The following is a 23,656-nucleotide window of genomic DNA, read 5'->3' as shown; positions in this document are numbered from 1 at the left end:
AAGTAAAAAAGCGAATAATATGGAAAATTTCAAAAACATCATTTCGCAAGAAACACCAGTTTTAATCGACTTTTTCAATACTACGTGCGACCCGTGTGAAATGTTGACCCTAGTGTTAAAACACGCAAAGAACAATTTGGGTAAACGTGTGGACGTGCTTCAAATAAATCTGGACGAAAATCAAGATATTGCGAAGCAATGTCAAATTCATAGCACGGCTACAATGTTGCTATTTCAGAAAGGAGAGATAAAATGGCATTCGTAATTTGTTGTCAAATGCAGAAATTGTTTCTGCTGTTATCACTAATATAGATTAAGTATGAAACTTATTGGACTCATAGGCGGAACTTCATACCACTCGACCATTGTTTATTATAGAATGATAAATGAATTGGTGGTAAAGGAAATAGGAACACAAGGCAATCCACCATTGTTATTGTACAGTTTGAATATTGAACTGATGCGTTCTCAGGACGTAGATAAAATTAATTCGGAATATCTTATGATTGCCCAAAAGTTAGAAATCGCAGGAGCACAAGCTATTGTTATTTGTGCCAACACGCCTCATATGGTTTATGAGTACGTCCAGCCTAAAATAAATATTCCCATGCTTCATATTGCAGATGCTATAGGGAAAGCAGCCAAAAAAATTGGGCTTAAAAAATTGGGGTTGTTGGGTAACAAACCGACGATGACCAAAGGATTTATTCCAAAAATCCTAAAAGAAAAATATCAAATTCATACAATTATCCCAGAAGCACATTGCCTCTCTCAGGCACATACGTATGTTTCAAAAGAACTAACGCAGGGTGTTTTTTCAGAGAAGGCAAAGAGCTTCTTTCTCAACCAAATGCAATTGCTCAAAAAACGTGGAGCAGACGGTATCATATTGGGTTGCACCGAGCTACCTATACTCATCAAAAAAGATGATAGTGACCTACAACTACTTTCCACTACGGATCTTCACGTGCAAATGGCGGTTGATTTTATTCTCGAATAGCCAATATCTTTTATTCAATAGATAAAGAGCGTTTTTCTCTGTAGTTATCCTTTTAAAAATTATTGACTTAATTACGTTTGTGTAACACCAGTTACTGCAAGCGTAGTGATGGCCGCCTAATTTTGTAGGCGAATATGAATACAACAAATCTTATCATTTTCATTTTGGTTTTGTTTGCAAGTAAAACGCTACTTGGGCAAAGTGAAGACTTCACACATTCGAGTAGCTGGAACACCATAACTGTAAAAGCAAATCTCAATGAGAAGCTATTTCTAAAAACCGAGTTCAACTTCCGCAGAACTAATTTTCTTCAAGATTGGGAACAAATCGTCTTACGACCTTCGATTCAATACAAATTGGATGACGCCCTTACCGCAGCCGTAGGCTATACCAACATTCAGAACTACAGCTATGCAGCGTTTAGTACACCAATAAATACAAGAGAAAACAACCTCTGGCAACAGCTCTTTCTAAAACAGGACGTCAAGTATTTCGATATCTCGCACAGAATTCGATTTGAAGAGCGCTTTCAGGAACAAGTAGGTAGTGTCGATAATCTGTCGGCGATTTCAGGAACGGACTATTCTGGCAGACTTCGATATCGATTTATAGTCACAGTTCCCATTCTTATACAGCAGGACATTTCAGTAGTTGCTTATGATGAAGTTTTTCTCGATTTTGAAAAGGGATTACAACCTAAAAACCTGAATCAAAACTGGATATTTATAGGATTTCGCTTTCGCGAAAGCGAACACATTACTATTACATCCGGTTACCATAATATAAATATTTCAAGGGACAATTTCACTATTACAAATCACGTCTGGGAAACCAGTTTAATCTACACCTTATAAATGAAAAAGTTTATGCTCACTATCTTAATTGTACTCTTAGCTATTACCAATATGGTAGCACAAGAAGATATTTACGAAGAACACACTTCTGGTCAAGGCTTGCGTATCGCCACCGTGTTAGGTCATACCTATATTAATAGTGATGGTGTGGACGGAAATTTATACATCCCATCTTGGGGACTGGACATAGATTACTGGTTCAATCACAAATGGGGTATTGGGCTACATAATGACATTGAAATTGAAAATTTTATAGTGGAAAGAGATGATGCTGAAGTCATTGAACGTGAAAATCCCTTGGTATTTACGCTCGATGTGCTTTATCATATAGGCAATGGTTTTGTGATGAGTATAGGGCCAGGTGTCGAGCTGGAAAAGAACGAATCCTTTTTCTTGGCTCGCATTGGGTTGGAATATGAATATGAAATCAACAAGAACTTCTACCTAATGCCTACGCTTTTTCACGACCAGCGTTTTGACGGATTTAGTACAACAACTATTGGGCTTGGTGTAGGACATTCCTTTTAAAGAAACAGCAAATTGCCAGTTCTGTAACAACAGTTACAAACTTGACCATTCTATCTCATTAAGTTTATAAGATTTTAAAACATACATAATATGGCAACGCATCATCAAGTGCTCATCATAGGCGGCGGAACAGCCGGAATTATGACCGCAGCACAACTCTTAGAACAAAAAAAATCCAATAGTGTCGCAATTATTGAACCAGCAAGCACCCATTATTATCAACCTGCTTGGACACTCGTAGGCGCAGGCACTTATGACTATGATAAAACAGGAAGACCTATGGCAGACGTAATGCCTAATGGTGTTGAATGGATAATGGACAAAGCCACAGGTTTTGACGCCGAAAATAATACCGTAAAAACGGAGGTAAGCGGCGATATTACCTACGACTATTTGGTCGTTGCACCTGGACTTGCATATGATTTTAGTTTGGTTCCAGGCCTCGGCGAGGCTATGGACAAGGGTGTGGTATGTAGCAATTATACAGACCCATTGCACACGTGGAATGTAGTCAAGAATTTTAAAGGTGGTACGGCCTTATTTACACAGCCAGCAACACCTATTAAATGTGGTGGTGCACCACAAAAAATAATGTACTTGGCAGAAAGTCATTGGGCAAAAAGTAAGACGCGTTCAAAAAGTGAAGTGCTTTTTGCAACCGCAGGAACGGTAATCTTTGGTGTAAAGGAAATTGCTAAAACATTGATGGAAGTGGTTGACCGAAAGGATATCAACTTACGTTTTAATCATAAATTGGTCGAAGTGGATGCCGAGAATCAAATTGCTTGGTATGAATTGACCAAAGATGTATCAGCTGGTGGTTGTGTGGTAATGGCAGAACAGGAAGGCAATGAGCGAATTGATAAGACTTTTCAACACAATTATAAAGACGTAAAAGTTACAGTAAAGGATGGTCGCTATGGCATTCACTATGATATGCTTCATACCGCACCACCCTCAGTTGCACCTAAGTTTGTACAGCAGTCAAATCTTGTTAACGATGCTGGCTGGTTAGATGTGGACAAGCATACAATGCAGCATAATAAATATGCAAATATTTTCGGACTTGGCGATGTGGCAGGTGTGCCAACTGCAAAAACCGGTGCAGCAATCCGCAAGCAAGTTCCCGTGGTGGTAGATAATCTGGATTTATTGATTCAGCACGATAAAATGGGGAATAAATCATATAATGGGTATTCTTCGTGTCCTTTGGTTACGGACTTCGGAAAAATGGTTTTGGCAGAGTTTGACTATGACAAAAACTTTATTCCAGACCCAAAACTAAAAAACCTGTTCATTTCAGATAGTTCTAAAGAGCATTGGCGTTTATGGATGTTGAAGAAATATGGTCTTCCCTATCTATATTGGAATAAAATGCTAAAAGGTAAGGATGTATAGCATTGGATAAGCAGAAGATAAAAAAGCTTCTTTTAGTATGTGTGTTATGTCTCATCATAATAACTGCTGTGGTTCTATTCATTGAATTTTTAAACTGAATATTATGAAAAAAAATATGTGCGGAGCAGACCGCATAATTAGAATTATCATTGCTGTTATAATAGGTGCACTCTATTGGCAGGGTATCATAGAAGGAACCTTGGCTTATATATTAAAGGGACTTGCCGCCGTTTTCCTGTTGACCAGCTTTGTGAGCTTTTGTCCATTATACAAATTAGTGGGGCTTAATACTTGTCCAAGAAGATAGCACAATAATAAATTGGATTTATGTATCAAAGGTTACAGCAATTGGTTGTAACCTTTTTTATTTTTATATAAAATTTAGAAATTATGAATATCAAACAATTTGAATACAAACCACTTGCGCATTATTCCTACGCTATTGTAAGCGTTGGGAAAATGGCAGTTATAGACCCAGAACGTAATCCCGAGCAATATTACGCTTTCGCGAAAGCGAACAATGCAGAAATTATTGCGGTAATTGAAACCCATCCACACGCCGATTTTGTGAGTTCGCATTTAGAGATGCACAAAGAGACCGGTGCCACCATTTACAATAGTGAAAAATTGGGTGCAGATTATCCACACACCGCTTTTGATGAAGGCGATAGTATCCAGATTGGAAGTGTGACGCTTAAGGCTATTAACACACCAGGCCACTCGCCAGACAGCATTACCGTTGTGGCTACTGAAGGAAATGAAACCGCTTTATTTACTGGCGACACCTTATTTATAGGCGATGTAGGCCGTCCCGACTTACGTGAAAAGGCAGGTAATATGAAAGCCAAGCGTGAAGAGCTGGCAGAGATGATGTACAACACCATACAAAATAAGTTTACAGACTTACCAGACGATGCATTGGTATATCCAGCTCACGGTGCAGGCTCACTTTGTGGCAAGAATTTGAGTGATGATAATAGTAGTACCTTGGGCAATGAGCGTATGGGTAATTGGGCATTTAAAGACCAAACCAAAGAAGAGTTTATGGATACCATCCTCGATGGGCAGCCATTTATTCCGCACTATTTTGGGTTTGATGTTGATACCAATAAGGTAGGCGCAGATGGTTTAAAACCATCAATTGAAAAAATCGCATTTTCTGAAAGCTCAACAACCGAAGGTCTCATCGTCGATATGCGTGATGAAGCAACCTTCAAGAAAGGACATTTAAAGGGAAGTTTCAACATCCAGGCGGTTTCTGAAAACGCAAAATTTGAAACCTGGTTAGGTTCTATTATCAAGCCAGAAGATACATTTACGCTGGTTATTGATAGCAAAGAAAACAAAGATACGATGTTGCACCGCGTGGCAAAAATCGGCTATGAAAAACTACTCAATAAAGTGATAACGCTATCAGATGAGCATTTGGTAACAACCGAAAAACTGGATTTGGCAGATTTCAAAAGCCACCCTGAAAAGTACACGATTGTCGATATTAGAAATAAAAGTGAAATTGAAGAAGGCAAATTCTTTGACAATGCTATCCCGCATCCTCTCAATGAATTGCGAGAAACAGCGAATGAAATACCCACAGACAAACCTATTGTTGTACATTGTGCGGGAGGGTACCGAAGCGCTGCGGGAAGTAGTATTCTTGAGAAAAATATGGATGGTGTGACCATTTATGATTTAAGTGAAAATATTAACGATTTTAAATAAGAGATTATGAAAACTAAAAACACAAATAACATTGGTTTAGATATAGAAAAATCAAAAAATGTTGCTGAAAGCCTAAATGATTTACTTTCAAATTATCAATTATTTTATATGAATTTGAGAGGATTTCATTGGAACATCAAAGGGAAGAAATTCTTTGAATTGCACCTTAAATTTGAAGAGCTATATAATGATGCATTGATTAAAGTAGATGAAATCGCAGAACGTATACTTACTTTAAGTGAAACGCCGTTTCATTCCTTTAAAAAATATCTGGATACTACCAAAATTAAATCGGTTGAAGATGTAACTGATGGCGAAATGGCCATTGATAAAATCCTTGAAGCTCTAAAAACGCTATTGGCAAAAGAACGAAAGATATTAACTATGGCTTCAGAAGCGGATGATGAAGGTACCGTAGCTTTGATGAGTGATTACATCGTTGAGCAAGAAAAATTGGTTTGGATGCTTTCCGCTTTTAAAAGTTAAACTGGAATGATTCCAATAAAGTTGAAATCTTTAATTCTAAAATCGATAGTTACCTTGCTATTTACTGGTATTGTTAGCTGTAATATTAAAGAAAAGAAAAAGGAAACAGCACATACCTATCCAGATATTTACGTGGTGGGTGCGATGAAGGATGCAATGTTCAAGGGTGAATTATATAGCAAGATTGACCTTGATACCATTTCTGATAAAAACGGCTTGTACGGTTTAGGGCCTCAAACCCAACTCACGGGCGAGCTACTCATTATAGACGGTAAATGTTATGTGTCGAAAGTAGTATCTGATTCAACTATGACCGTTCAGGAAACCTACAAAACAGGTGCACCATTTTTTGTCTTCGGAAATGTGAAAGAATGGAAGTCAGTAAAAATACCTGAAACAATTACAGATATGAAAGCACTTGAAACCTTTGTTGATGAGCAGTCCAAAGAGATGAAACGACCATTTGCTTTTAAAGTTTCAGGCAGGGTAAGTGATGCCACAATCCATATTCAAAACCTACCGCCTGGTTCAAAAGTTTCGTCCCCACAGGAAGCGCACGTAGGGCAAGCAGATTATACGTTACAGGATGAAGCCGTAGATATTGTAGGTTTTTTTTCAACCGAACATCAAACTGTTTTTACTCATCACGATACGTTTATGCACCTACATTTAATTACTCAAGACAGGTCAAAAATGGGGCATCTTGACCACGCAATCTTTGAAAATATAACATTGTACCTTCCTATGAAATAATGAGTATAAACACGCCAAAATATAAGGACTATATATTTGTAGGTGTTCAGCTGTTGCTATTTGCTGGATATGTAGTCCCTTTTAAACTCACAACTTTAAATCTTCCCGAATGGTTACGCTATTCGGGTTTGGTTTTGGTAGTTTTTGGAATTATTTTGGGTGTAACTGCCTTGGTACAAATCAACACGAAGCTTTCCCCTTTTCCAACACCAGTTTCAAATAGCAAACTACTCACAAATGGTGCATTTGGCATCGCCAGGCATCCTATTTATACTGCCTTAGTTTTAGCCGGTTTAGGTTATGCAATACATCAAGAGTCCGTATTGAAGATTCTTGTTACAGGTTTGTTACTCATTCTGTTCTATTTCAAATCGAAGTATGAAGAACACCTGCTTTCGCAAAAATTTCCCGAGTACAAACAGTACCAAATGAAAACACGACGATTTCTATGAAAAATTATCCAGCAGCATTTTGGAACGAGCGCTTTAGTAATGAAAAATATATCTATGGTAAAGAGCCAAATTCGTTCTTTAAAGAACAGATTGACAAATTAAAACCTGGAAGCATTCTTATGCCTGCTGAAGGTGAAGGTCGTAATGCTGTGTATGCCGCTTCCCAAGGTTGGGATGTGGTTGCCTTTGACATAAGTGAAAAAGGTAAAGAAAAGGCATCGGGTTTGGCTAAAGAGAAGCAAGTATTCGTCCATTATGAAATTTCGGGTGTGTTGGAATTTCAGAGCGATGTAAAATTTGATGCCATCGGTTTGTGCTATGCCCATTTTCCTGCAAACATCCGTAAACAGGCACATCATCATTTAATGGAGTTCCTAAAACCTGATGGCATTGTGATTTTTGAAGCTTTCGCGAAAGCGCAACTGGGAAACCCATCTGGTGGTCCTAAAAATGAAGCAATGCTATTTTCATTAGAAGAAATCAAGGATGAATTTCCACAATTAGAATTTCAGTTTTTAAAGGAAGCAACCATTGAGCTTTCCGAAGGAAAACATCACAAAGGGAAATCTGAGGTAATTCGTTTTGTAGGGATTAAAAAATAATTAAGTCCTTCGGATATGAAGGGCTTTCTTTCTTTTTGATTAGAATTCACTTAATTCAATCCTAATTCTCGCTTTATCGCTTCAGCATCCAAATTTTCCAAGATGCCTACAAGGTGCGGATACCACTTTTCGTGATAGCCAAACTCTTTCTTTCTGAATTCCACAATGGCTTTTTCTTTTGACCAATCCTCAAACACAATTCTATAAGCAGCCACTACAACACCAGTCCTATCTGAACCGTGCCAGCAATGCACCAATATGGGTTTTGGTGCATCGTTGATAGCTTTTAATGCCTCGACGATGTCGGCTTCCTCAAGTTTTGCGGTTCGCATCGGTAAGTGTACCAATTCCAAATCGGTACCTTTTGCTTTTGAAGAATCGTTTCTAAACCGCCTAAAATTAATGATGGTTTCAATGCCAGCACTTTCAAGTGCTTTAAATCCCTTTTTGCTCGGTTGTTCAGAACGGTAAAGAGAATCATTGATTTGACTAATATTCTTAAAATGCTTTGAGTTGATTTCTAAACTATCTAAATCTTGGGCAATGCTTAATCCAAAATTTAGTAAACAAACCATCGATATGAAGCCAATTTTATTCATCTTTTTTAAAATTTGTATTGAGCGAATATTGAAAAATTTCGACCTGGGTCATTGATGGGTAGGCGACCAAAATTTGCTTGATTCACAAATGAAAAATTCAGGTGGTTGTTGTAGGTTTCATCAAATAGTTTTAAAAACCGTAATGCCATTCTTTTTGATAGAAAACAACTTCGCATAACAAAATTATCAATCTGTAAACAGAAGAAAAGTGACTTTTGTCACACAACTACAACTTATAAGCTTTTCTGCGTAAGTTGGCTTACAGGCGCGAAAGGGAATCTTTTATCAATTTATAATGAGCCAAGTAACCTTTGTAACACAGAAGATTTCGCTTCCTTTTTATCTTTGCAACATTAATTACAAAGTCTATGGAAACCGAAATTCTTGCCCGTATCCAGTTCGCATTTACTATTGCTTTTCATTACATCTATCCACCTTTGAGTATAGGTTTGGGATTGATTATGGTCATTATGGAAAGCCTTTGGATACGTACTAAAAATGAAAAATACCATATCCTTGCCAAATTCTGGACCAAGATTTTTGCACTCACATTTGGTATTGGTGTTGTTACTGGTATCGTAATGGAATTTGAGTTCGGCACCAACTGGGCAACGTATTCGCGCTATGTGGGCGACATCTTTGGAAGCGCACTCGCAGCTGAAGGTATCTTTGCCTTTGCCTTGGAAAGTGGCTTTCTGGGCATTTTACTTTTCGGTTGGAACCGTGTGAAACCTTGGGTACATCTTGTTTCAACCATTGGCGTGTTTTTAGGCTCGATGTTTTCTGCGGTTTGGATTGTGGTGGCAAATAGTTGGCAACAAACACCAGCCGGATATCACATTGTGGGCGAAGGAATGAACGCCCGTGCAGAGATTATTGATTTCTGGGCGATGGTTTTCAATCCATCAAGTGTAGATAGGTTAACACATACGTGGTTTGCCGCTTTTCTTGCTGGCGCATTTTTAGTATTGAGTGTTCACGCTTATTATTTACTGAAAGGTCGCTATGTCGAGATTTCAAAAATGGCGTTTAAAATAGCTTTGGGCGTTGCAACCGTATTTTCATTAATGCAACTCGTAACTGGCCACAGCTCTGCAGATGGTGTTGCTGAAAACCAACCTGCAAAGCTCGCTGCAATGGAAGGACATTACGACGAATATGGCCCAGCAGATATGTATTTATTTGGATGGGTAAACGATGAAACCCAAGAGGTCACAGGATTGAAAATCCCAGGTGGCCTGTCCTTTTTAATAGACCAAGATTTTGACGCACCCGTTACGGGCTTAAATGCGTTCCCAGAAGAAGATAGACCAGGACAGGTTAACGCTGTATTCCAATTCTATCACATTATGATTGCGATTGGAATGTTTTTCATAGTACTTACGCTTTATGCAAGTTATCTCTGGTGGCGCAAGAAACTGTTTGATAAACGGTGGTTACTCAAGGTTTTTGTTTGGTCTGTTCTACTTGCACAAATCGCCAATCAAGTAGGTTGGTTTGCCGCCGAAATGGGAAGACAGCCTTGGGTGGTGTATGGCCATTTGAGAACTTCAGAAGCATTTTCACAAGCGGTGTCTGCTAATCAAATCCTTTTTTCCCTTATCCTATTCTTCGTGGTTTATGCGCTGTTGCTATTCCTTTTCTTGTATCTCTTGAACAAGAAAATCAAGCACGGGCCTTATGACGAAGATGATACAAGTATGGAAGAACGCTCGTTCACCAAAGAAATCGCGGGCGAAGTCACTAAAACAATAAACGCATAGCTATGGAAACATTTTTAGGTATAGATTATCCAACCCTTTGGTTTTTAGTAGTAGGTGGTTTGTTTTCTGGCTACGCCATATTAGATGGGTTTGATTTTGGCGCAGGTGCGTGGCATTTGTTTTTTAAAAAAGAATTGAGCCGAAGGGTTGCTCTCAATGCCGTAGGGCCTGTTTGGGATGGTAACGAAGTATGGCTCGTCATAGGCGGTGGTGCATTATTTGCAGGATTTCCTGTGATGTACGCCACGTTCTTTTCAGGAATGTACATCCCTTTTATGCTGTTTTTAATGTTCATTATTTTTAGGGCGGTTGCGATTGAATTCCGAAGTAAGGAAGAAATGAAATGGTGGCGCAAGATGTGGGATATTGCTTATAGTGTGAGCAGTATTATGTTAGCCTTTTTGTTAGGCGTGGTTTTGGGGAATGTCTTGCAGGGTATCCCCATTGATTCCGATTTGGAATATGATGGAAGTCCGTTTTTAGGCTTTTTAAATCCCTATGCCATCATTACTGGATTTACAACGTTATTTTTGTTTATGGCACATGGTGCAATTTACTTGTTGCTCAAGACCAAAGGGAAACTGTTTGATAAACTAGAAGGGTTGTTGAAGAAAGGAATTATCTTGTTTATCATATTCTTTCTTATAACCACATTATATACACTTATTTATATTCCTCATTTGAGTGATGATTTTAAGGCAAACCCCGTTTTGTTCATCTTCCCTGTATTAACTTTTTTGAGTATTGCCAATATCCCAAGGTTAGCAAGTAAGCGAAGATTTAAATTGGCATTTTTTTTCTCGGCATTAACCATTGCCTTGATGATGGCATTGGTAGCCATAGAGCTTTATCCTGTTTTGCTATATTCAACCATTGACCCAGAATACAGTATTACGGTTTATAATGCTGCGTCGTCAGATAAATCATTAGGGATTAGTCTGACAATGGTAGCCATAGGTGGGCCGTTGGTTTTGGGTTACACCTACTTTGTTTACAAAACCTTTGCTGGTAAAGTGAAGCTGGACGACCATAGCTACTAAAACTTAGTTTTCTGTAACATTGGTTACTGTTTAGTTTTCTTGAAAGTGCCATATTTGCACAAAATAATTATTATGACTTGGATATATGACCCGTGGCCTTGGTATGTGGCGGGACCTCTTATAGCACTTGTAATGTTCGTTTTATTGCTCGTTGGTAAGCAATTTGGGATGTCATCAAATCTTCGTACGGCTTGTGCAGCTGTAGGCGCTGGAAAGGCAGCAGGTTTTTTCAAATTTGATTGGAAAGCAGAACGATGGAATCTAATGGTGGTGCTGGGTGCCATCATTGGTGGATTTATCGCATCAAATTATATGAGCGACGGTAAGGTAGAAATCAATTCTGAAATCGCACAACATCTCGCAGATGATTACAACATTAAGAGTGGAGGCGAAAGTTATTTACCACCAGAGATATTTGCAACGGATGCGCTGAGCGATCCCTTTATAATTACCGTGCTATTAATAGGGGGTCTATTGGTAGGTTTTGGAGCACGTTATGCAGGCGGTTGTACATCAGGACACGCCATTTCTGGTTTGAGTAATCTGCAATTGCCATCATTGATTGCTGTAATAGGTTTTTTTATCGGTGGGCTGTTAATGATTCATTTAATATACCCCTTAATTTTTTAAACAATGAGATATATCACATATTTAATAATCGGTATTTTCTTCGGAATCATAATGTTCAAGTCTGAAGCTGCATCGTGGTTTCGTATCTATGAAATGTTCCAGTTTGGTAGCTTTCATATGTATGGCATTATAGGTTCTGCATTAATGCTGGGTGTAATAGGTGTTCAAGTTATAAAGCGAAAGAATATTAGGTCTTTGGATGGTAGCGAGATGAGTTTACATCCTAAAAATAAGAGCATAGCTCGTTATCTTATCGGCGGTATCATCTTTGGTTTGGGTTGGGCATTGGCAGGAGCTTGCCCAGGTCCAATGTATGTTCTTGCAGGTGCAGGTTATATGTCTATTTTAATAGTGATTTTTGGAGCTATGGTCGGGACTTTCTTATATGGGATTATAAAAAAGAAATTACCTCACTAATATACTCTTCTCTACATTTAGAATTTCTATTAAGCCCTACGCATTTTCTTGACTGATAAATGTCATAGTATTACTGATAGCATCACATTACATTTGAGTTATAAAATTAAAATTTATGACAATTAACATTCAATTTGTAAAGATGAAGACTAGTGAGACTATGTCTTCATATGTAACCAAGAAACTTCAAAAATTAGCTAAAAAGTACAATTGGGTTATTAGGGCAGATGTATTTTTTAAAATTGAAAACGATCCTACTGAAAGAGGACATATCTGTGAAATTGAACTCAGTTTACCTGGTCCAAAAATATTTGCCGTTTCTAATGAGAAAAATTATGAAATGGCAGTAAAGGAAACCATAGGTGACCTGGATAAGCAACTGAAAAAGCGAAAAGCAAAATTTACGAAACAAAATATCTCGTCATAAATGAAAAAAATACTCATACCCGTAGACTTTTCAGAACACTCTGAATATGCCCTTGAAGTAGGTGCCACACTAGCTAAAAAACACGATGCATCCTTGATTGTCCTTCATATGATGGGACTTTCCGAAGCTGTCTTGACTAAAGATGAATCACAAGAAATGTTTGAAGCCATTTATTATATGAAATTAGCTGAAAAACGTTTTAACGAGTTTTTGGATAAAGACTATTTAAAAGATGTAAAAGTAGAGGTTACAGTACAAAATTATAAAGAATTTCACGAGATAAACAATGTTGCTAAGGACTTTGAGGCTGACCTAATATTAATGGGTTCGCATGGTGCCAGCGGTCTCAAGGAGGTGTTCGTTGGAAGCAATACTGAAAAGGTAGTTCGAACTTCAGACATTCCTGTGTTGGTCATAAAACACCAAATTAAAGAATTTAAAATGGGCAAGGTGGTATTTGCCTGCGACTTTAATATGGATTTTAAAGAGGCATTCCAAAAAGCCTGGGATTTCTTTGAGAAGATTGATGCAGAATTTCAAGTGGTCTTCATTAATACCCCAGAGAAATTTTTGAGCAATCAAGAAATGCAGGAGCGAGCGTTTAAGTTTATGTTGCATAGTGGTGTGGAAGATACAGATGTGTATGATAATACTGTTTATTACTGCGACTATAGATTAGAGAATGGTATTTATAGCTATAGTGACGAGGTTGATGCAGATATGGTTGTGATTCCTACACACGGAAAACGAGGCCTTGCACATTTCTTTTCTGAGAATATTGGCGAAGCTATAGTTAATCATAGCGACTTACCTATTATGACTTTTAGGGTCTAAGTGACAATGCATTGTAATTGAAAAGGGGAGCCTTGTAAAAGAGTTCCCTTTTATTTGCTTAAAACTTCCGCATTCTTCCGGTAATCTCTTCAATACTAATGGTAAATACTATGGGAATATCATCCTTGTAGACCTTGCTGGAAAACTGACTTATAAAGTCCAGTTCTCGCATCTCTTTCCGTAGTATAAGTTCTTTTACTCCTAATGAGAATTGATGTAACAAAGCTCTGGCATTAGATCCTTCTTCTTCTTTATAGGTGCCTAATATCAATACAGATTTCCAATCATTAACCAAGTCAATATCCGTTACCGATAGTGATACTACGTTATTTTTTCGCATTGCATTAACCTTGTGCCCCATAGCAGAGTAACCAATAATGTTATGTTTTTCTTCGTTATAGAAATAGGTAATAGGTACTACAAAAGATCTATTTTGAAAGATATAACCCAAACTGCCAATGTAGTTTGTGCTGAGCAATAACATTTTTTCTTTATTGTTTAAGGTTTTAATCATAACATTCTATATAAATTTATTTGTAAAGTTACGGTACTTAACTCGCTGAAAGAATGATATTAATCAGCACCTAATTAAATTTAATGCAAGGTGTTTAAGGCAATCTCGATCATTGTAGAAAAACTAGTCTCACGCTCATCTGCGGGAAGTGCCTTTTTTGTTACCAATGAATCTGAAACTGTCAAAATGGTTAATGCTTGGACATTGTATTTTGCTGCGATGGTATAGAGTCCAGCAGCTTCCATCTCTACGCATAGCACTCCAAACTCGGCCCACTGCTTATAGCTGTCAAAATCATCTTCATAAAATTCGTCACTTGACAACACATTGCCAGCTTTGATAGGGATGTTATGTTCTTTTGCATATAGGGCTGCTTTCATAAAAAGCTCAAAATTTGCAGTAGGTGAATAGTCAGCATTGATAAAGCGAGAATTATTAATGCCGGAAGTAGTAGAAGCTGCCATTGCAATTACAATATCCCGCAGATTGATATCTGGTTGGTATGCACCCGCACTCCCTACACGAATTAATTTTTTTACGCCATAGTCGTTAATAAGTTCGTGGCAATAAATAAGAGCTGAGGGAATTCCCATCCCCGTTCCTTGAACTGATACTGGCTTGCCTTTATAGGAGCCTGTGTAACCCAACATTCCCCTAACATCGTTGTACAACTTTGGTTGGTCCAAAAAAGTTTCTGCAATCCATCTGGCTCGCATTGGGTCTCCGGGAAGTAATACACTATCTGCTATTTCACCTTTTTTTGCTTCTATATGTGTACTCATATTTTATATTTTTTGGGGTGTATAAGATGTAGATATTTGGTGTTTATATGGTATTTAACTCTCTTTATGGAGGCCAATTTGTGTTCTTTTATGAGTTACTGTTCCAGAAACTTCAGTAGAGCTCGCTATCATATTATATATTGTTCCAAATTTTGAAAGATTGCGTTGTAATAATAATGTATTGATTCTATCTTCATTACTTACAATTTCAACTTTATAGTTAATGTTTTCTAACCTAGAAGGTTTTTGAGCATAGTTTGAAGAAACGATTATAGTAGCTTCTTGATAATCAAAGTTCATCATTATTGAAAACCTATGTATATTTTTAAGTATACAAGCAGCGAGTGATCCCAGGAAAAGATGTGCTGGACTTGGGAGTGCTTGTTGTACATTTTTGCTAATGCCAAATGGAGTAAAGGTTTCATTTAAATTGACCACACCTTCTTTTTTAGGAGCTGCTGTAGCAGAAATTGAATAAGACATAAGTAGTTTTTATTATAAAATATTATCTCTGTATGATAAACAAAGTATGAGTTCTCATTCTTTTTTAATTTTTGAGTGTTTAAGGATTTCCACGCCGTTGGAAGTTCCTATTCTATTTGCTCCACTATTAATCATTTCAATCGCTTTCTCAGCAGTTTTAATACCGCCCGAGGCTTTTATTGCCATTGTATTGCCCACCGTCTTTTTAATGTTAATTATATCTTTTACTGAAGCACCGCGTGTACCATAACCTGTGCTTGACTTAACAAAGTCTGCTCCTGCGAGTCTTGCTAATTCACAAGCAGATTTAGTTTCAGCTTGAGTGAGATAGCAGGTTTCAATAATTACTTTAAGCTTTCTGCGACCAATAGCTTTTTTAACGGCCCGTATTTCTTCACTCACGGACTTCGTAATTTCAGATTTTAATAACCCAAGGTTAATGACCATATCAATTTCATCTGCACCATCTTTTACAGCTTGTTTAGCTTCTTCAATTTTTGATTTCGTAGACGATGCGCCTAATGGAAACCCAATGGTGGCTATCACTTTTGTAAGATAGTCTTTAAGCTCACTTGTAGCTAAGTACACATAACAGCTATTTACACAAACACCATAGAAATCATATTTTTTTGCTTCATCGCATAAAGCAACAATATCATCAGTCGTCGCTGTAGCTTTAAGTAATGTATGTTCTATATAGGTGTGGAGGTTTTTCATTTTATTTAGATAGAATTCTTTTAATAAGTTCTTGTTTTTGTATCACACCGCTCTGTCGCCATACTTGTTTTCCGTTTTTGAAAAGTAACAGGGTAGGAACACCTCTCACTTGATACTGGTTGGCTAAAGGTTGATTTTTGTCCACATCTATTTTCACGATTTTTACGGCATTACCCATTTCAGCCTTGACATCTTTTAAAATGGGAGCGAGTGCTTTACAGGGGCCACACCATTCAGCATAAAAATCGACTAAGACAGGTGTTTCAGAGGTTATTATTTTTTTGAAATTACTTATCATCTGTACAAAACTATTTTTTTTGTTTTTTATAACGCTTCATTCTTGATGTTGTTGAAACTTGTTTTTTAAAAGTGTATAATGCGAATGCATAGAACAACCAGCCAAAAGCTCCCAAAAACAGTATTCTTTGGTGGATACCTCTATATTCCGGATATAGGAATATAAGCAAGGGTAATATCAATGAAAGTGCCAAGGCTACAAATGTTTGCCATTTGTGGTTTCTTTTTTCAACAATAAAAATAAAAGTGAAACAAAATAAACAAAAGGCAAAACTAGTTAGCATAGAAAAAAGGGAATGCAATGCATCATCCGTATAATTGAAGATATAGGTATGTGCATCGAGACCCGCGAGTTGATATACTCCTGTTAAGAAAAAGCATACACTAAAAAAATATAGTGCTGCCAATTGTTTCCAGAATGGTCGTAGCTGTTTAGTCCCCAGAGACACAACAGCAAAACTCAACAATATGACAGCTAAATTTGCAAACCAGTTGCCTGAGGTTTTCTGTGACCCAAGTTCACTAATTGTATTCTTTGTTATTGTGTAGCCTTCAAAAGAAAATAAAGGAAGTACAAACATAGTTGCCACAAACAAAGCATACGTAAAAAGATATATTTTAGCATACATTCTCACTTTATAACAATAAAGGGTTTAGCTTATATTTCCTTAATACGGGCAAGAGTCTTTCTAACGGAATCTCTACTGAGAAAGTCCCAGTATAGGATGGACAAATAACACAATCGTCAAAGTAATATTCAACTTTATAATCATCTACCACAAAGTTGTCCTTGTATTCAAAGAAGTCGTCAAAAGTTATTTCCCAGCAATCGTAATAAATGTCGCCAGAATTGATTTTTTCTCGTAAGACCTCATTCAAGATTTGTGTCATTTCCTCTTCTGTACTTTCATTGAAGAAATCCTCATAATTCATAAAAACAGAACGGTCTAAATCAAAGTTGAGACAGTCAAAAGAATATGTAGGGTGCAAGGTACCAGAGTAATAGTTTTCTTTGTAGAAGAGGACACTTATTAGGTTTTTGTTTAAGTTGTAAATTTTATAATCTACCAGCCGCTTTTCCTTAAATCTATTGATGCGCAACGTATCACAGATCATTTCTTTATCTTCCAGTATGCTTGCTTCCACACCAGCTATATCCATATAGGTTTCTTCCAGATATTCATTGAAATTTTGATAGGATTCTTTTAATGATGTATTTAAATACGGATAGTTAAAATTGATTAAATATAGATCCTCATCGCGTTTAAATGTTTTTTGGATAATAAGCTCTTGCAACTGTTTAGCATCATCTTCTTTATTTATAAGCGACTGTCTCTTAAAAATAACTTGTTTGGTCTTATTGATTTCTATGTTGGTTGCTTGTGGTATTGAATCAAAAGGCAAAACATCTTCAAAATTTTCAGTCTGCGGTATGGTTTCTACATTACGCTGGTCTTTACGGAGCTGTTTTAGGTCCTCTTTGCAAGAGAGAAGTAATATTGAAATTATTACCAGTACAATTTGTGTTCTTGTTTTCATAATATTATTCTTTAAATAACAGTTCTAGTTTGGTAAGCATTATCAATTCACTTTTATTACTGCCTCTATAGGCATTGGCAATATTTCGGGCTGTTCGTACAATAAGATCTTTTCTACATCCGTAGAAAAGATTTTTTTGTTCTTTATAGTAGTCTTCAAAATCATTGTAACAGTCCTGAGCGTTCATTTGCTCATAGTCAAACCACTCAAAAACAATGGCTATTTGGTAAGCCGCATCGGTGCCAAAGGCGTCTTTGATTTTATCCATCTTTTTCCACTCACCTTCTACCAGTTTTGCTAGGGTGTCGTATTCTAATTTGTGTACCACTTTGTCTGAGGCGGCTACAGCGTAGAAAAGTTTACCTATTTTTTGATAGAATAATAATTCTGGCGTATCTACTTTATTCATATTTCTGAAATTTTAACAGGATAAAAATAAGTTCAGATAATTGTTAAGACTATGATATTTATCAGTTAATACTATCCATATAAATTCGGTATTTTTACGTTATGGAAGTCTTTAAAAAAGATAGCAATGTATTTAGAATTCTTTCTGAAGCTGTTTCTGAAGGAATCATAATTGTAAACAAGCAACAAATTATAGTGGCTACGAACAAGGCTGCCAACGAACTTTTTGGGTATCCAGAGGGCGAAATAGTAGGTCAACATCTGGATATATTAATTCCCAAAAAATATCATAATAACCACCATAAACACGTAAGTGGGTTTTTAAAAAAAAGCGACAAGAGGAAAATGGGTCACGGCCGTGATTTATACGGTAGAAGAAAAGACGGCACTCAATTTCCGGTAGAAGCAGGACTCAATCCTTTTACTATTTACGACAATGACTATGTGATGGCACTCATCATAGACATTACAGTAAGAAAAAAGGCAGAGCAAGAGCTAAAGCATTGGGCAGAAATTTTTAACGAGTCGCTCAATGAGATTTTCATATTTGACGTGACTACGTTAAAATTCCTGGACGTAAACAGAGGTGCACAAAAAAATATGGGGTACACACTCGATGAATTGAGAAGTATGACACCAGTAGATATAAAACCCGAATTTGATGAGACAACATTCCGTAATACAATTGAACCCTTACTTAATGGTGACAAAGAAAAGTTAAAATTCAACACAATACATCAACGCAAAGATAGAACTATCTATCCTGTAGAGGTGCATTTACAGAAAACAGTAAGAGACAATCAAGACACTTTGGTTGCCATAATCCTGGATATTACCGAAAGTGTTAAATACACAGATAAGCTAGAGAAGGAAGTTTTAGAACGCACACGACAGTTGCAAGATGCTTTAACTAAAGAAAAAGAGTTGGGAGAACTAAAAACAAAATTCCTGTCGCTAGTTTCCCACGAATTTAAAACACCCTTGAGTGGAATTTTAACTTCAGCCACCTTAGCTGGAAAATATACAAAGACAGACCAGCAGGAAAAACGGGACAAGCACCTAAAAACCATTACCAGTAAAGTAAAATATCTCAATAATATTATCAATGATTTTCTTTCTATTGAGCGGTTAGAAAGCGGGAATGTAAGCTATAAATTTTCCACTTTCCCCCTGATTAAAGTAGTGAACGAAGTTATTTATGATGCCAATATGTTGCTTAAAGAAGGACAAATTATAGCGTATCCTGAAGGTATAGACGATATTGTAATAGATTTTGATGAAAAAATTTTAGAGCTGGTCTTAACCAACTTAATCAATAACGCTATCAAATATTCTTCAGAGCACACCACTATAAAGATTGTAGCCGAGATTATTAATAAAAAACTAAAAGTTTTGATTTCTGATGAAGGAATTGGAATTCCAAAAGAAGAACAAAAGCATATTTTTAACCGATACTTTAGAGCAGAAAACGCCCTTTTGAACCAAGGAACAGGAATTGGACTTAACATAGTAAAGACCCACTTGGAAAATTTAGGAGGCACTATTACCTTTAAAAGTGTTGAAAATGAAGGGTCTACCTTTACTTTTACTGTGCCGTTAAATATCAAAAATGAATTATGAAAAACATCCTATTAATAGAGGACGATACGGCCTTACGTGAGAATACCGCAGAACTTTTAGAACTTGCTGACTATAATGTTTTAACTGCTCCAAATGGTAGGATTGGTATCAATATGGCCAAAAATAATATCCCGAATATCATTGTTTGCGACATTATGATGCCAGAAGTAGATGGTTACGGAGTTTTAGAAGCTTTGTCATTGGATGAAACAACCTCACATATACCTTTTATCTTCTTATCTGCCAAAACGGAGCACAAAGAGATAAGAAAGGGGATGGATCTTGGAGCTGATGATTATCTTACTAAACCTTTTGAGGAAGATGAGTTGATGAGTGCTATTGAAAGTAGGTTGGCAAAAGCAGAAATCTTGGCAAAGGCCATTTCCCAACCCTCAAAAAAAGTAGAAGGTGAAGGCGACCTTCGGGACTTAAACGAACTTAAGAATTTTTTTGATGATAATGGCGATATAAGTACCTATAAAAAAGGGGAAATCATTTATGAAGAACAAAGTCGTTCCAACAATATCTTTCTTATTTTAAAAGGAGTTGTTAAGAGTCATAAATTAGACGAAAGTGGGAAAGAACTCATTACAGCATTGCATAAAGCAGATGATTTTTTAGGATTTACCTCTTTTGAGGATAATATACCCTATCAAGAAACTGCTACTGCTGTTGAAGAAACGGAATTGACGAGCATTTCAAAAAATAAATTGAAGGATATTTTAGGCAAAAACCAAAAAGTATCCCTTGCCTTGGTAAATGTATTGAGCGATACTGTATCTGAGATAAAAGAACAGCTTTTACAGATGGCATACAGCTCTGTACGTAAAAAGACGGCTCAGACTATTTTGCAATTTTCACAGATTCTCAATAAAAAACCAGATGAGGCCATCAAGATTTCACGTGCAGACTTGGCAAGTGTAGCTGGGATAGCCACAGAAAGCTTGATACGTACATTATCTGAATTCAAAAAGAAAAATCTTATAGAAATAGAAGGGCGCAATATTACTATCAGAAACTTGAAAGCGCTTGAAATGATGGTTTAATTATTTCCAATTACTGATAATTGTCATTCTTTACTGGATAGTTCCCCAATACATTTGTGCTATAAGTAACAGTAATGCAACATATTTTAATTCCTACAGATTATTCCCTAAACGCTTGGAATGCTATCGAGTATGCCTTTCAGTTTTTTAATGATGAAGATATTACGTTTCATTTATTTCACGTTGAGACTTCCCACACCATACCCAGAGATGAAAACTTACATACAGCGGGCTTCCTATCTTTATATGAAATAGATAACGAATTACAAGACGAAATGGCTACGCTGCTGGAGCAAGCAAGCGCCAAAAAAAGGAAAAAAAATCATCGAATTATCGCTTCTACGGTTAAAGGGCGTTTTATTGAGCGCATTCGTGAATATATAAAAACCAATACCATAGATTTAATTATAATGGGTACCAAGGGAGCTTCTGGCATAAAAGAAATTACCGTGGGAAGTAGCACGGGAGCAGTTATTACCAAGGTGAAGTGTCCAGTTTTAGTCATCCCGGAAGAAGCTACTTTTACACCTCCCGTAAATATTGGATTCCCTACAGATTTTAACATTCCCTACACTAATAAAGTGCTACATGCTTTGCTAAGTATGGCAAAACCACACCAATCTACGGTCAAAGTTCTTAGGGTAGCACAAAATCAACAACCTTTAAACGATTTTCAGAATACCAATAGGCTATATTTAAAGGATTGCCTTGCTGAGATAGATCATAGCTTTCATGTAGTAAAGGACAATAATCTGGAAGATGCACTACAATCCTTTATAAGTTCTTTTAAGATTGATATGGTAGTGATGATAGCAAAAAGCCTCAATCTTTTCCAACGTATTTTATTCAATCCTCGTGTCAAAAAGATAAGCTATCACACCCGGATACCTTTCTTGGTTTTACACGAATAGCCTCCATCTACATATTGAATAATTGATATGATTGGCCATAGGGCTGATAAATATCATTTTATAAGGGTGTTTCTAATAGTAGATTTGGTATTGAAACATAAAACTAATGCTATGAGAACCATTATCATTCCTACCGATTTTTCAGAAACAGCCGAGAATGCCATCCGCTATGCTGTTGAACTCTTTAAGTATGAAAAGAGTACCTTCATTATAATGAATGCATTTGCAGATGAGGTTTATAAAAACACGGTTGAAATGGATCGTGATTTTTTTGAAGAGTACAAACAGAAGAGCGAGGAAGGTACCAAAAAAGCATTGCAAAAAGTGATTGCCGAAATATTGGAAGTCTCGCCAAATCCAAAACATACCTATGAATATGTAGCAAGTTTTGGTAGTTTGGTAGATGAAGTTAATTATTTGGCCAATAAACACAATGCAGATATTATTGTAATGGGTACTAAAGGAAAGTCCAACAAGGACGACGTAGCTTTTGGCAGCCAGACACTACAGGTAATTAAATATGTAAGTTGCCCTGTACTGGTGGTTCCTGTTGGTTTTCATGGGTATCCACTAGAAAATATTCTTTTCCCAACAGACTACATGCTTCCATTTAAGAGAAGGGAGTTAGAGCTTATTAATACATTGGTAAAACGATTTTTCACGATGGTTCATTTTCTTCATATTTCCAACGTAAAGAAGCTAACACATCGGCAAAAAGACAATAAATCATTTACTTCCTGTTGTTTCGAAGATGTTAAAACTTCTTACATAATAGCACCAGGCGAAGATATTACAGCTGTCGTAAACAAGAGCCTGAAAGATAATTCCATAGATATGCTAGTTATGGTAAACCATAGGCATTCTTATTTAGAAAACATCCTGTATCGCTCTACCATCGAAAAGATAGGTTTGGAAATAGAAATACCTTTTTTGGTTCTTCAAAATCTACCAAGATGACCAAATGTATAATTTAAACTTGATTACTATGAAACGAATATTGCTACCCACAGATTTTTCAGAAAACGCATACAATGCTATAGTATATGCGCTTCAGTTATGTAAAAATGAAACTTGCGAATTCTATTTACTACATACCTATACCCCAGCCTTTGTAGGTGCAGGTAGTATGATAGATAGTTATTCTGCCTTAACACTTCAAAAGGTAGCTCAAGAGAATGCCGAGAAAAAATTGAATTCTCTGAAAGAAAAACTCGATGACAATTTCAAGAACTCCAAGCACAGCTTTATAACTGTAGCTAGCTTTAATATGCTCATTTCTGAAATGAAGCGAATAACCGAAGAAAAAGCTATTGACTTTGTGATAATGGGTACACAAGGCGCTACTGGTGCCAAAGAAATAATTCTTGGCACACATACAATGTATGCCATTAAAAAAATGAAAATCCCTGTACTGGCAGTTCCTGCTAATTTCAGTTTTGAAGAACCTAAAGAAATACTGTTCCCTACAGATTATAAAGCGCTGAAGAATAATCGCTATCTAGATTTAATTAAAGACATATGCGAAACACACCTATCAAGATTACACATTCTTAATGCCTATTACGGTACCCCAATAAGTGATGAGCAAGAAGAGACGAAGGAATTTTTAGACGTTTTTTTTGGCACTAATGCACACCTATTCCATATTGCTGAAGGAACTGACGTCTTGGGAGCAGTTGAAAAATTTCAGATTAAGAATAAAATCAACTTTATGGTTATGGTTCACAACAAACACAGCTTTTTAGAGAATATCCTTTTTAAACCAGTAATTAATCAAATTGTGTTCCATACTAATGTCCCGTTTTTGGTAATCCCTTCCATAAACAGGCAATAAATC

At 36.7% G+C, this 23,656-nt stretch carries 31 protein-coding genes; 22 read left to right on the top strand and 9 right to left on the bottom strand.

The window, feature by feature from the left end:
• Nucleotides 1–19 precede the first annotated feature (19 nt).
• From RM538_RS09245 to RM538_RS09195, 11 genes are all read left to right on the top strand, one after another.
• Nucleotides 20–265, top strand: a complete 246-nt coding sequence (locus RM538_RS09245; RefSeq protein ID WP_311333144.1) for a thioredoxin family protein — start codon at nucleotides 20–22, stop codon at nucleotides 263–265.
• Between the two features lie 54 nt (nucleotides 266–319).
• Nucleotides 320–1,000, top strand: coding sequence for an aspartate/glutamate racemase family protein (locus RM538_RS09240; RefSeq protein WP_311333143.1), 681 nt, complete (start codon nucleotides 320–322; stop codon nucleotides 998–1,000).
• A gap of 134 nt (nucleotides 1,001–1,134) precedes the next feature.
• A complete protein-coding gene (locus tag RM538_RS09235) occupies nucleotides 1,135–1,854 on the top strand; it encodes a DUF2490 domain-containing protein (RefSeq protein WP_311333142.1) in 720 nt (239 codons plus the stop codon).
• 12 nt (nucleotides 1,855–1,866) lie between these two features.
• Nucleotides 1,867–2,382, top strand: a complete 516-nt coding sequence (locus RM538_RS09230; protein ID WP_311333141.1) for a hypothetical protein — start codon at nucleotides 1,867–1,869, stop codon at nucleotides 2,380–2,382.
• A gap of 90 nt (nucleotides 2,383–2,472) precedes the next feature.
• Complete coding sequence (locus tag RM538_RS09225; protein ID WP_311333140.1) at nucleotides 2,473–3,780, top strand: NAD(P)/FAD-dependent oxidoreductase; 1,308 nt, start codon at nucleotides 2,473–2,475, stop codon at nucleotides 3,778–3,780.
• A gap of 103 nt (nucleotides 3,781–3,883) precedes the next feature.
• Nucleotides 3,884–4,087 carry a YgaP family membrane protein gene (locus RM538_RS09220; protein ID WP_311333139.1) on the top strand — a complete coding sequence of 68 codons (204 nt, stop codon included), beginning with the start codon at nucleotides 3,884–3,886 and terminating at the stop codon, nucleotides 4,085–4,087.
• A gap of 83 nt (nucleotides 4,088–4,170) precedes the next feature.
• A complete protein-coding gene (locus RM538_RS09215; protein ID WP_311333138.1) occupies nucleotides 4,171–5,499 on the top strand; it encodes an MBL fold metallo-hydrolase in 1,329 nt (442 codons plus the stop codon).
• 6 nt (nucleotides 5,500–5,505) lie between these two features.
• Entirely contained in the window at nucleotides 5,506–5,985 is a 480-nt protein-coding gene (locus RM538_RS09210; RefSeq protein ID WP_311333137.1) for a Dps family protein, read from the top strand.
• A gap of 6 nt (nucleotides 5,986–5,991) precedes the next feature.
• Nucleotides 5,992–6,738, top strand: coding sequence for an acetolactate decarboxylase (locus RM538_RS09205; RefSeq protein WP_311333136.1), 747 nt, complete (start codon nucleotides 5,992–5,994; stop codon nucleotides 6,736–6,738).
• A complete protein-coding gene (locus RM538_RS09200; RefSeq protein ID WP_311333135.1) occupies nucleotides 6,738–7,190 on the top strand; it encodes a methyltransferase family protein in 453 nt (150 codons plus the stop codon). The genes RM538_RS09205 and RM538_RS09200 overlap by 1 nt, the downstream gene beginning before the upstream one ends.
• On the top strand, nucleotides 7,187–7,792 hold the full coding sequence (locus tag RM538_RS09195; protein ID WP_311333134.1) for a class I SAM-dependent methyltransferase: 606 nt from the start codon (nucleotides 7,187–7,189) through the stop codon (nucleotides 7,790–7,792). The genes RM538_RS09200 and RM538_RS09195 overlap by 4 nt, the downstream gene beginning before the upstream one ends.
• A gap of 50 nt (nucleotides 7,793–7,842) precedes the next feature.
• Here RM538_RS09195 and RM538_RS09190 read toward each other — a convergent pair whose 3' ends face one another.
• Nucleotides 7,843–8,391 carry a fused DSP-PTPase phosphatase/NAD kinase-like protein gene (locus RM538_RS09190; RefSeq protein ID WP_311333133.1) on the bottom strand — a complete coding sequence of 183 codons (549 nt, stop codon included), beginning with the start codon at nucleotides 8,389–8,391 and terminating at the stop codon, nucleotides 7,843–7,845.
• Between the two features lie 368 nt (nucleotides 8,392–8,759).
• On the opposite strand from RM538_RS09190, the gene RM538_RS09185 reads away from it, so the two are divergent.
• From RM538_RS09185 to RM538_RS09160, 6 genes are all read left to right on the top strand, one after another.
• Entirely contained in the window at nucleotides 8,760–10,154 is a 1,395-nt protein-coding gene (locus RM538_RS09185; protein ID WP_311333132.1) for a cytochrome ubiquinol oxidase subunit I, read from the top strand.
• A 2-nt stretch (nucleotides 10,155–10,156) separates the two neighbouring features.
• Complete coding sequence (gene cydB, locus RM538_RS09180) at nucleotides 10,157–11,194, top strand: cytochrome d ubiquinol oxidase subunit II (RefSeq protein WP_311333131.1); 1,038 nt, start codon at nucleotides 10,157–10,159, stop codon at nucleotides 11,192–11,194.
• 72 nt (nucleotides 11,195–11,266) lie between these two features.
• A complete protein-coding gene (locus tag RM538_RS09175) occupies nucleotides 11,267–11,824 on the top strand; it encodes a YeeE/YedE family protein (protein WP_311333130.1) in 558 nt (185 codons plus the stop codon).
• Between the two features lie 3 nt (nucleotides 11,825–11,827).
• A complete protein-coding gene (locus RM538_RS09170; protein WP_311333129.1) occupies nucleotides 11,828–12,241 on the top strand; it encodes a DUF6691 family protein in 414 nt (137 codons plus the stop codon).
• A gap of 115 nt (nucleotides 12,242–12,356) precedes the next feature.
• Nucleotides 12,357–12,668 (top strand): ribosome hibernation-promoting factor, HPF/YfiA family, encoded by a 312-nt coding sequence (gene hpf / locus RM538_RS09165; RefSeq protein WP_311333128.1) that lies wholly within the window; start codon nucleotides 12,357–12,359, stop codon nucleotides 12,666–12,668.
• Nucleotides 12,669–13,502 (top strand): universal stress protein, encoded by an 834-nt coding sequence (locus RM538_RS09160; protein WP_311333127.1) that lies wholly within the window; start codon nucleotides 12,669–12,671, stop codon nucleotides 13,500–13,502.
• A gap of 58 nt (nucleotides 13,503–13,560) precedes the next feature.
• Here the strand turns inward: RM538_RS09160 and RM538_RS09155 are convergent, their stop codons facing one another.
• The 8 genes from RM538_RS09155 to RM538_RS09120 form a co-directional block, all read right to left on the bottom strand.
• Nucleotides 13,561–14,016 (bottom strand): pyridoxamine 5'-phosphate oxidase family protein, encoded by a 456-nt coding sequence (locus tag RM538_RS09155; RefSeq protein WP_311333126.1) that lies wholly within the window; start codon nucleotides 14,014–14,016, stop codon nucleotides 13,561–13,563.
• An 80-nt stretch (nucleotides 14,017–14,096) separates the two neighbouring features.
• Nucleotides 14,097–14,798, bottom strand: a complete 702-nt coding sequence (gene deoD, locus RM538_RS09150; protein WP_311333125.1) for a purine-nucleoside phosphorylase — start codon at nucleotides 14,796–14,798, stop codon at nucleotides 14,097–14,099.
• Nucleotides 14,799–14,852: 54 nt separating this feature from the next.
• Entirely contained in the window at nucleotides 14,853–15,281 is a 429-nt protein-coding gene (locus RM538_RS09145) for an OsmC family protein (protein WP_311333124.1), read from the bottom strand.
• 54 nt (nucleotides 15,282–15,335) lie between these two features.
• Complete coding sequence (gene deoC / locus RM538_RS09140; protein ID WP_311333123.1) at nucleotides 15,336–15,998, bottom strand: deoxyribose-phosphate aldolase; 663 nt, start codon at nucleotides 15,996–15,998, stop codon at nucleotides 15,336–15,338.
• Nucleotide 15,999: 1 nt separating this feature from the next.
• Nucleotides 16,000–16,296 carry a thioredoxin gene (gene trxA, locus RM538_RS09135; protein ID WP_311333122.1) on the bottom strand — a complete coding sequence of 99 codons (297 nt, stop codon included), beginning with the start codon at nucleotides 16,294–16,296 and terminating at the stop codon, nucleotides 16,000–16,002.
• 10 nt (nucleotides 16,297–16,306) lie between these two features.
• A complete protein-coding gene (locus tag RM538_RS09130; protein ID WP_311333121.1) occupies nucleotides 16,307–16,924 on the bottom strand; it encodes a DUF998 domain-containing protein in 618 nt (205 codons plus the stop codon).
• 7 nt (nucleotides 16,925–16,931) lie between these two features.
• Complete coding sequence (locus RM538_RS09125; protein WP_311333120.1) at nucleotides 16,932–17,834, bottom strand: RsiV family protein; 903 nt, start codon at nucleotides 17,832–17,834, stop codon at nucleotides 16,932–16,934.
• A gap of 4 nt (nucleotides 17,835–17,838) precedes the next feature.
• The gene (locus RM538_RS09120; protein ID WP_311333119.1) at nucleotides 17,839–18,243 is read right to left on the bottom strand and encodes a hypothetical protein; all 405 of its coding nucleotides are present in this window, start codon (nucleotides 18,241–18,243) and stop codon (nucleotides 17,839–17,841) included.
• 101 nt (nucleotides 18,244–18,344) lie between these two features.
• Between RM538_RS09120 and RM538_RS09115 the strand changes: the two genes are divergently transcribed.
• The 5 genes from RM538_RS09115 (at nucleotide 18,345) to RM538_RS09095 (ending at nucleotide 23,653) form a co-directional block, all read left to right on the top strand.
• Nucleotides 18,345–19,862 (top strand): sensor histidine kinase, encoded by a 1,518-nt coding sequence (locus RM538_RS09115; RefSeq protein WP_311333118.1) that lies wholly within the window; start codon nucleotides 18,345–18,347, stop codon nucleotides 19,860–19,862.
• Nucleotides 19,859–20,908, top strand: a complete 1,050-nt coding sequence (locus RM538_RS09110) for a response regulator (RefSeq protein WP_311333117.1) — start codon at nucleotides 19,859–19,861, stop codon at nucleotides 20,906–20,908. Before RM538_RS09115 ends, RM538_RS09110 begins: the two co-directional genes overlap by 4 nt.
• A 74-nt stretch (nucleotides 20,909–20,982) precedes the next feature.
• Nucleotides 20,983–21,819 carry a universal stress protein gene (locus RM538_RS09105; RefSeq protein ID WP_311333116.1) on the top strand — a complete coding sequence of 279 codons (837 nt, stop codon included), beginning with the start codon at nucleotides 20,983–20,985 and terminating at the stop codon, nucleotides 21,817–21,819.
• Nucleotides 21,820–21,930: 111 nt separating this feature from the next.
• Nucleotides 21,931–22,776, top strand: a complete 846-nt coding sequence (locus RM538_RS09100; RefSeq protein WP_311333115.1) for a universal stress protein — start codon at nucleotides 21,931–21,933, stop codon at nucleotides 22,774–22,776.
• Nucleotides 22,777–22,804: 28 nt separating this feature from the next.
• The gene (locus tag RM538_RS09095) at nucleotides 22,805–23,653 is read left to right on the top strand and encodes a universal stress protein (protein ID WP_311333114.1); all 849 of its coding nucleotides are present in this window, start codon (nucleotides 22,805–22,807) and stop codon (nucleotides 23,651–23,653) included.
• Nucleotides 23,654–23,656: the final 3 nt, after the last annotated feature.

It is taken from the genome of Patiriisocius hiemis (genome assembly GCF_031846325.1).
In the GTDB taxonomy this organism is placed as follows: domain Bacteria; phylum Bacteroidota; class Bacteroidia; order Flavobacteriales; family Flavobacteriaceae; genus Patiriisocius_A; species Patiriisocius_A hiemis.
This window is presented reverse-complemented; position numbering and strand designations above follow the sequence as displayed.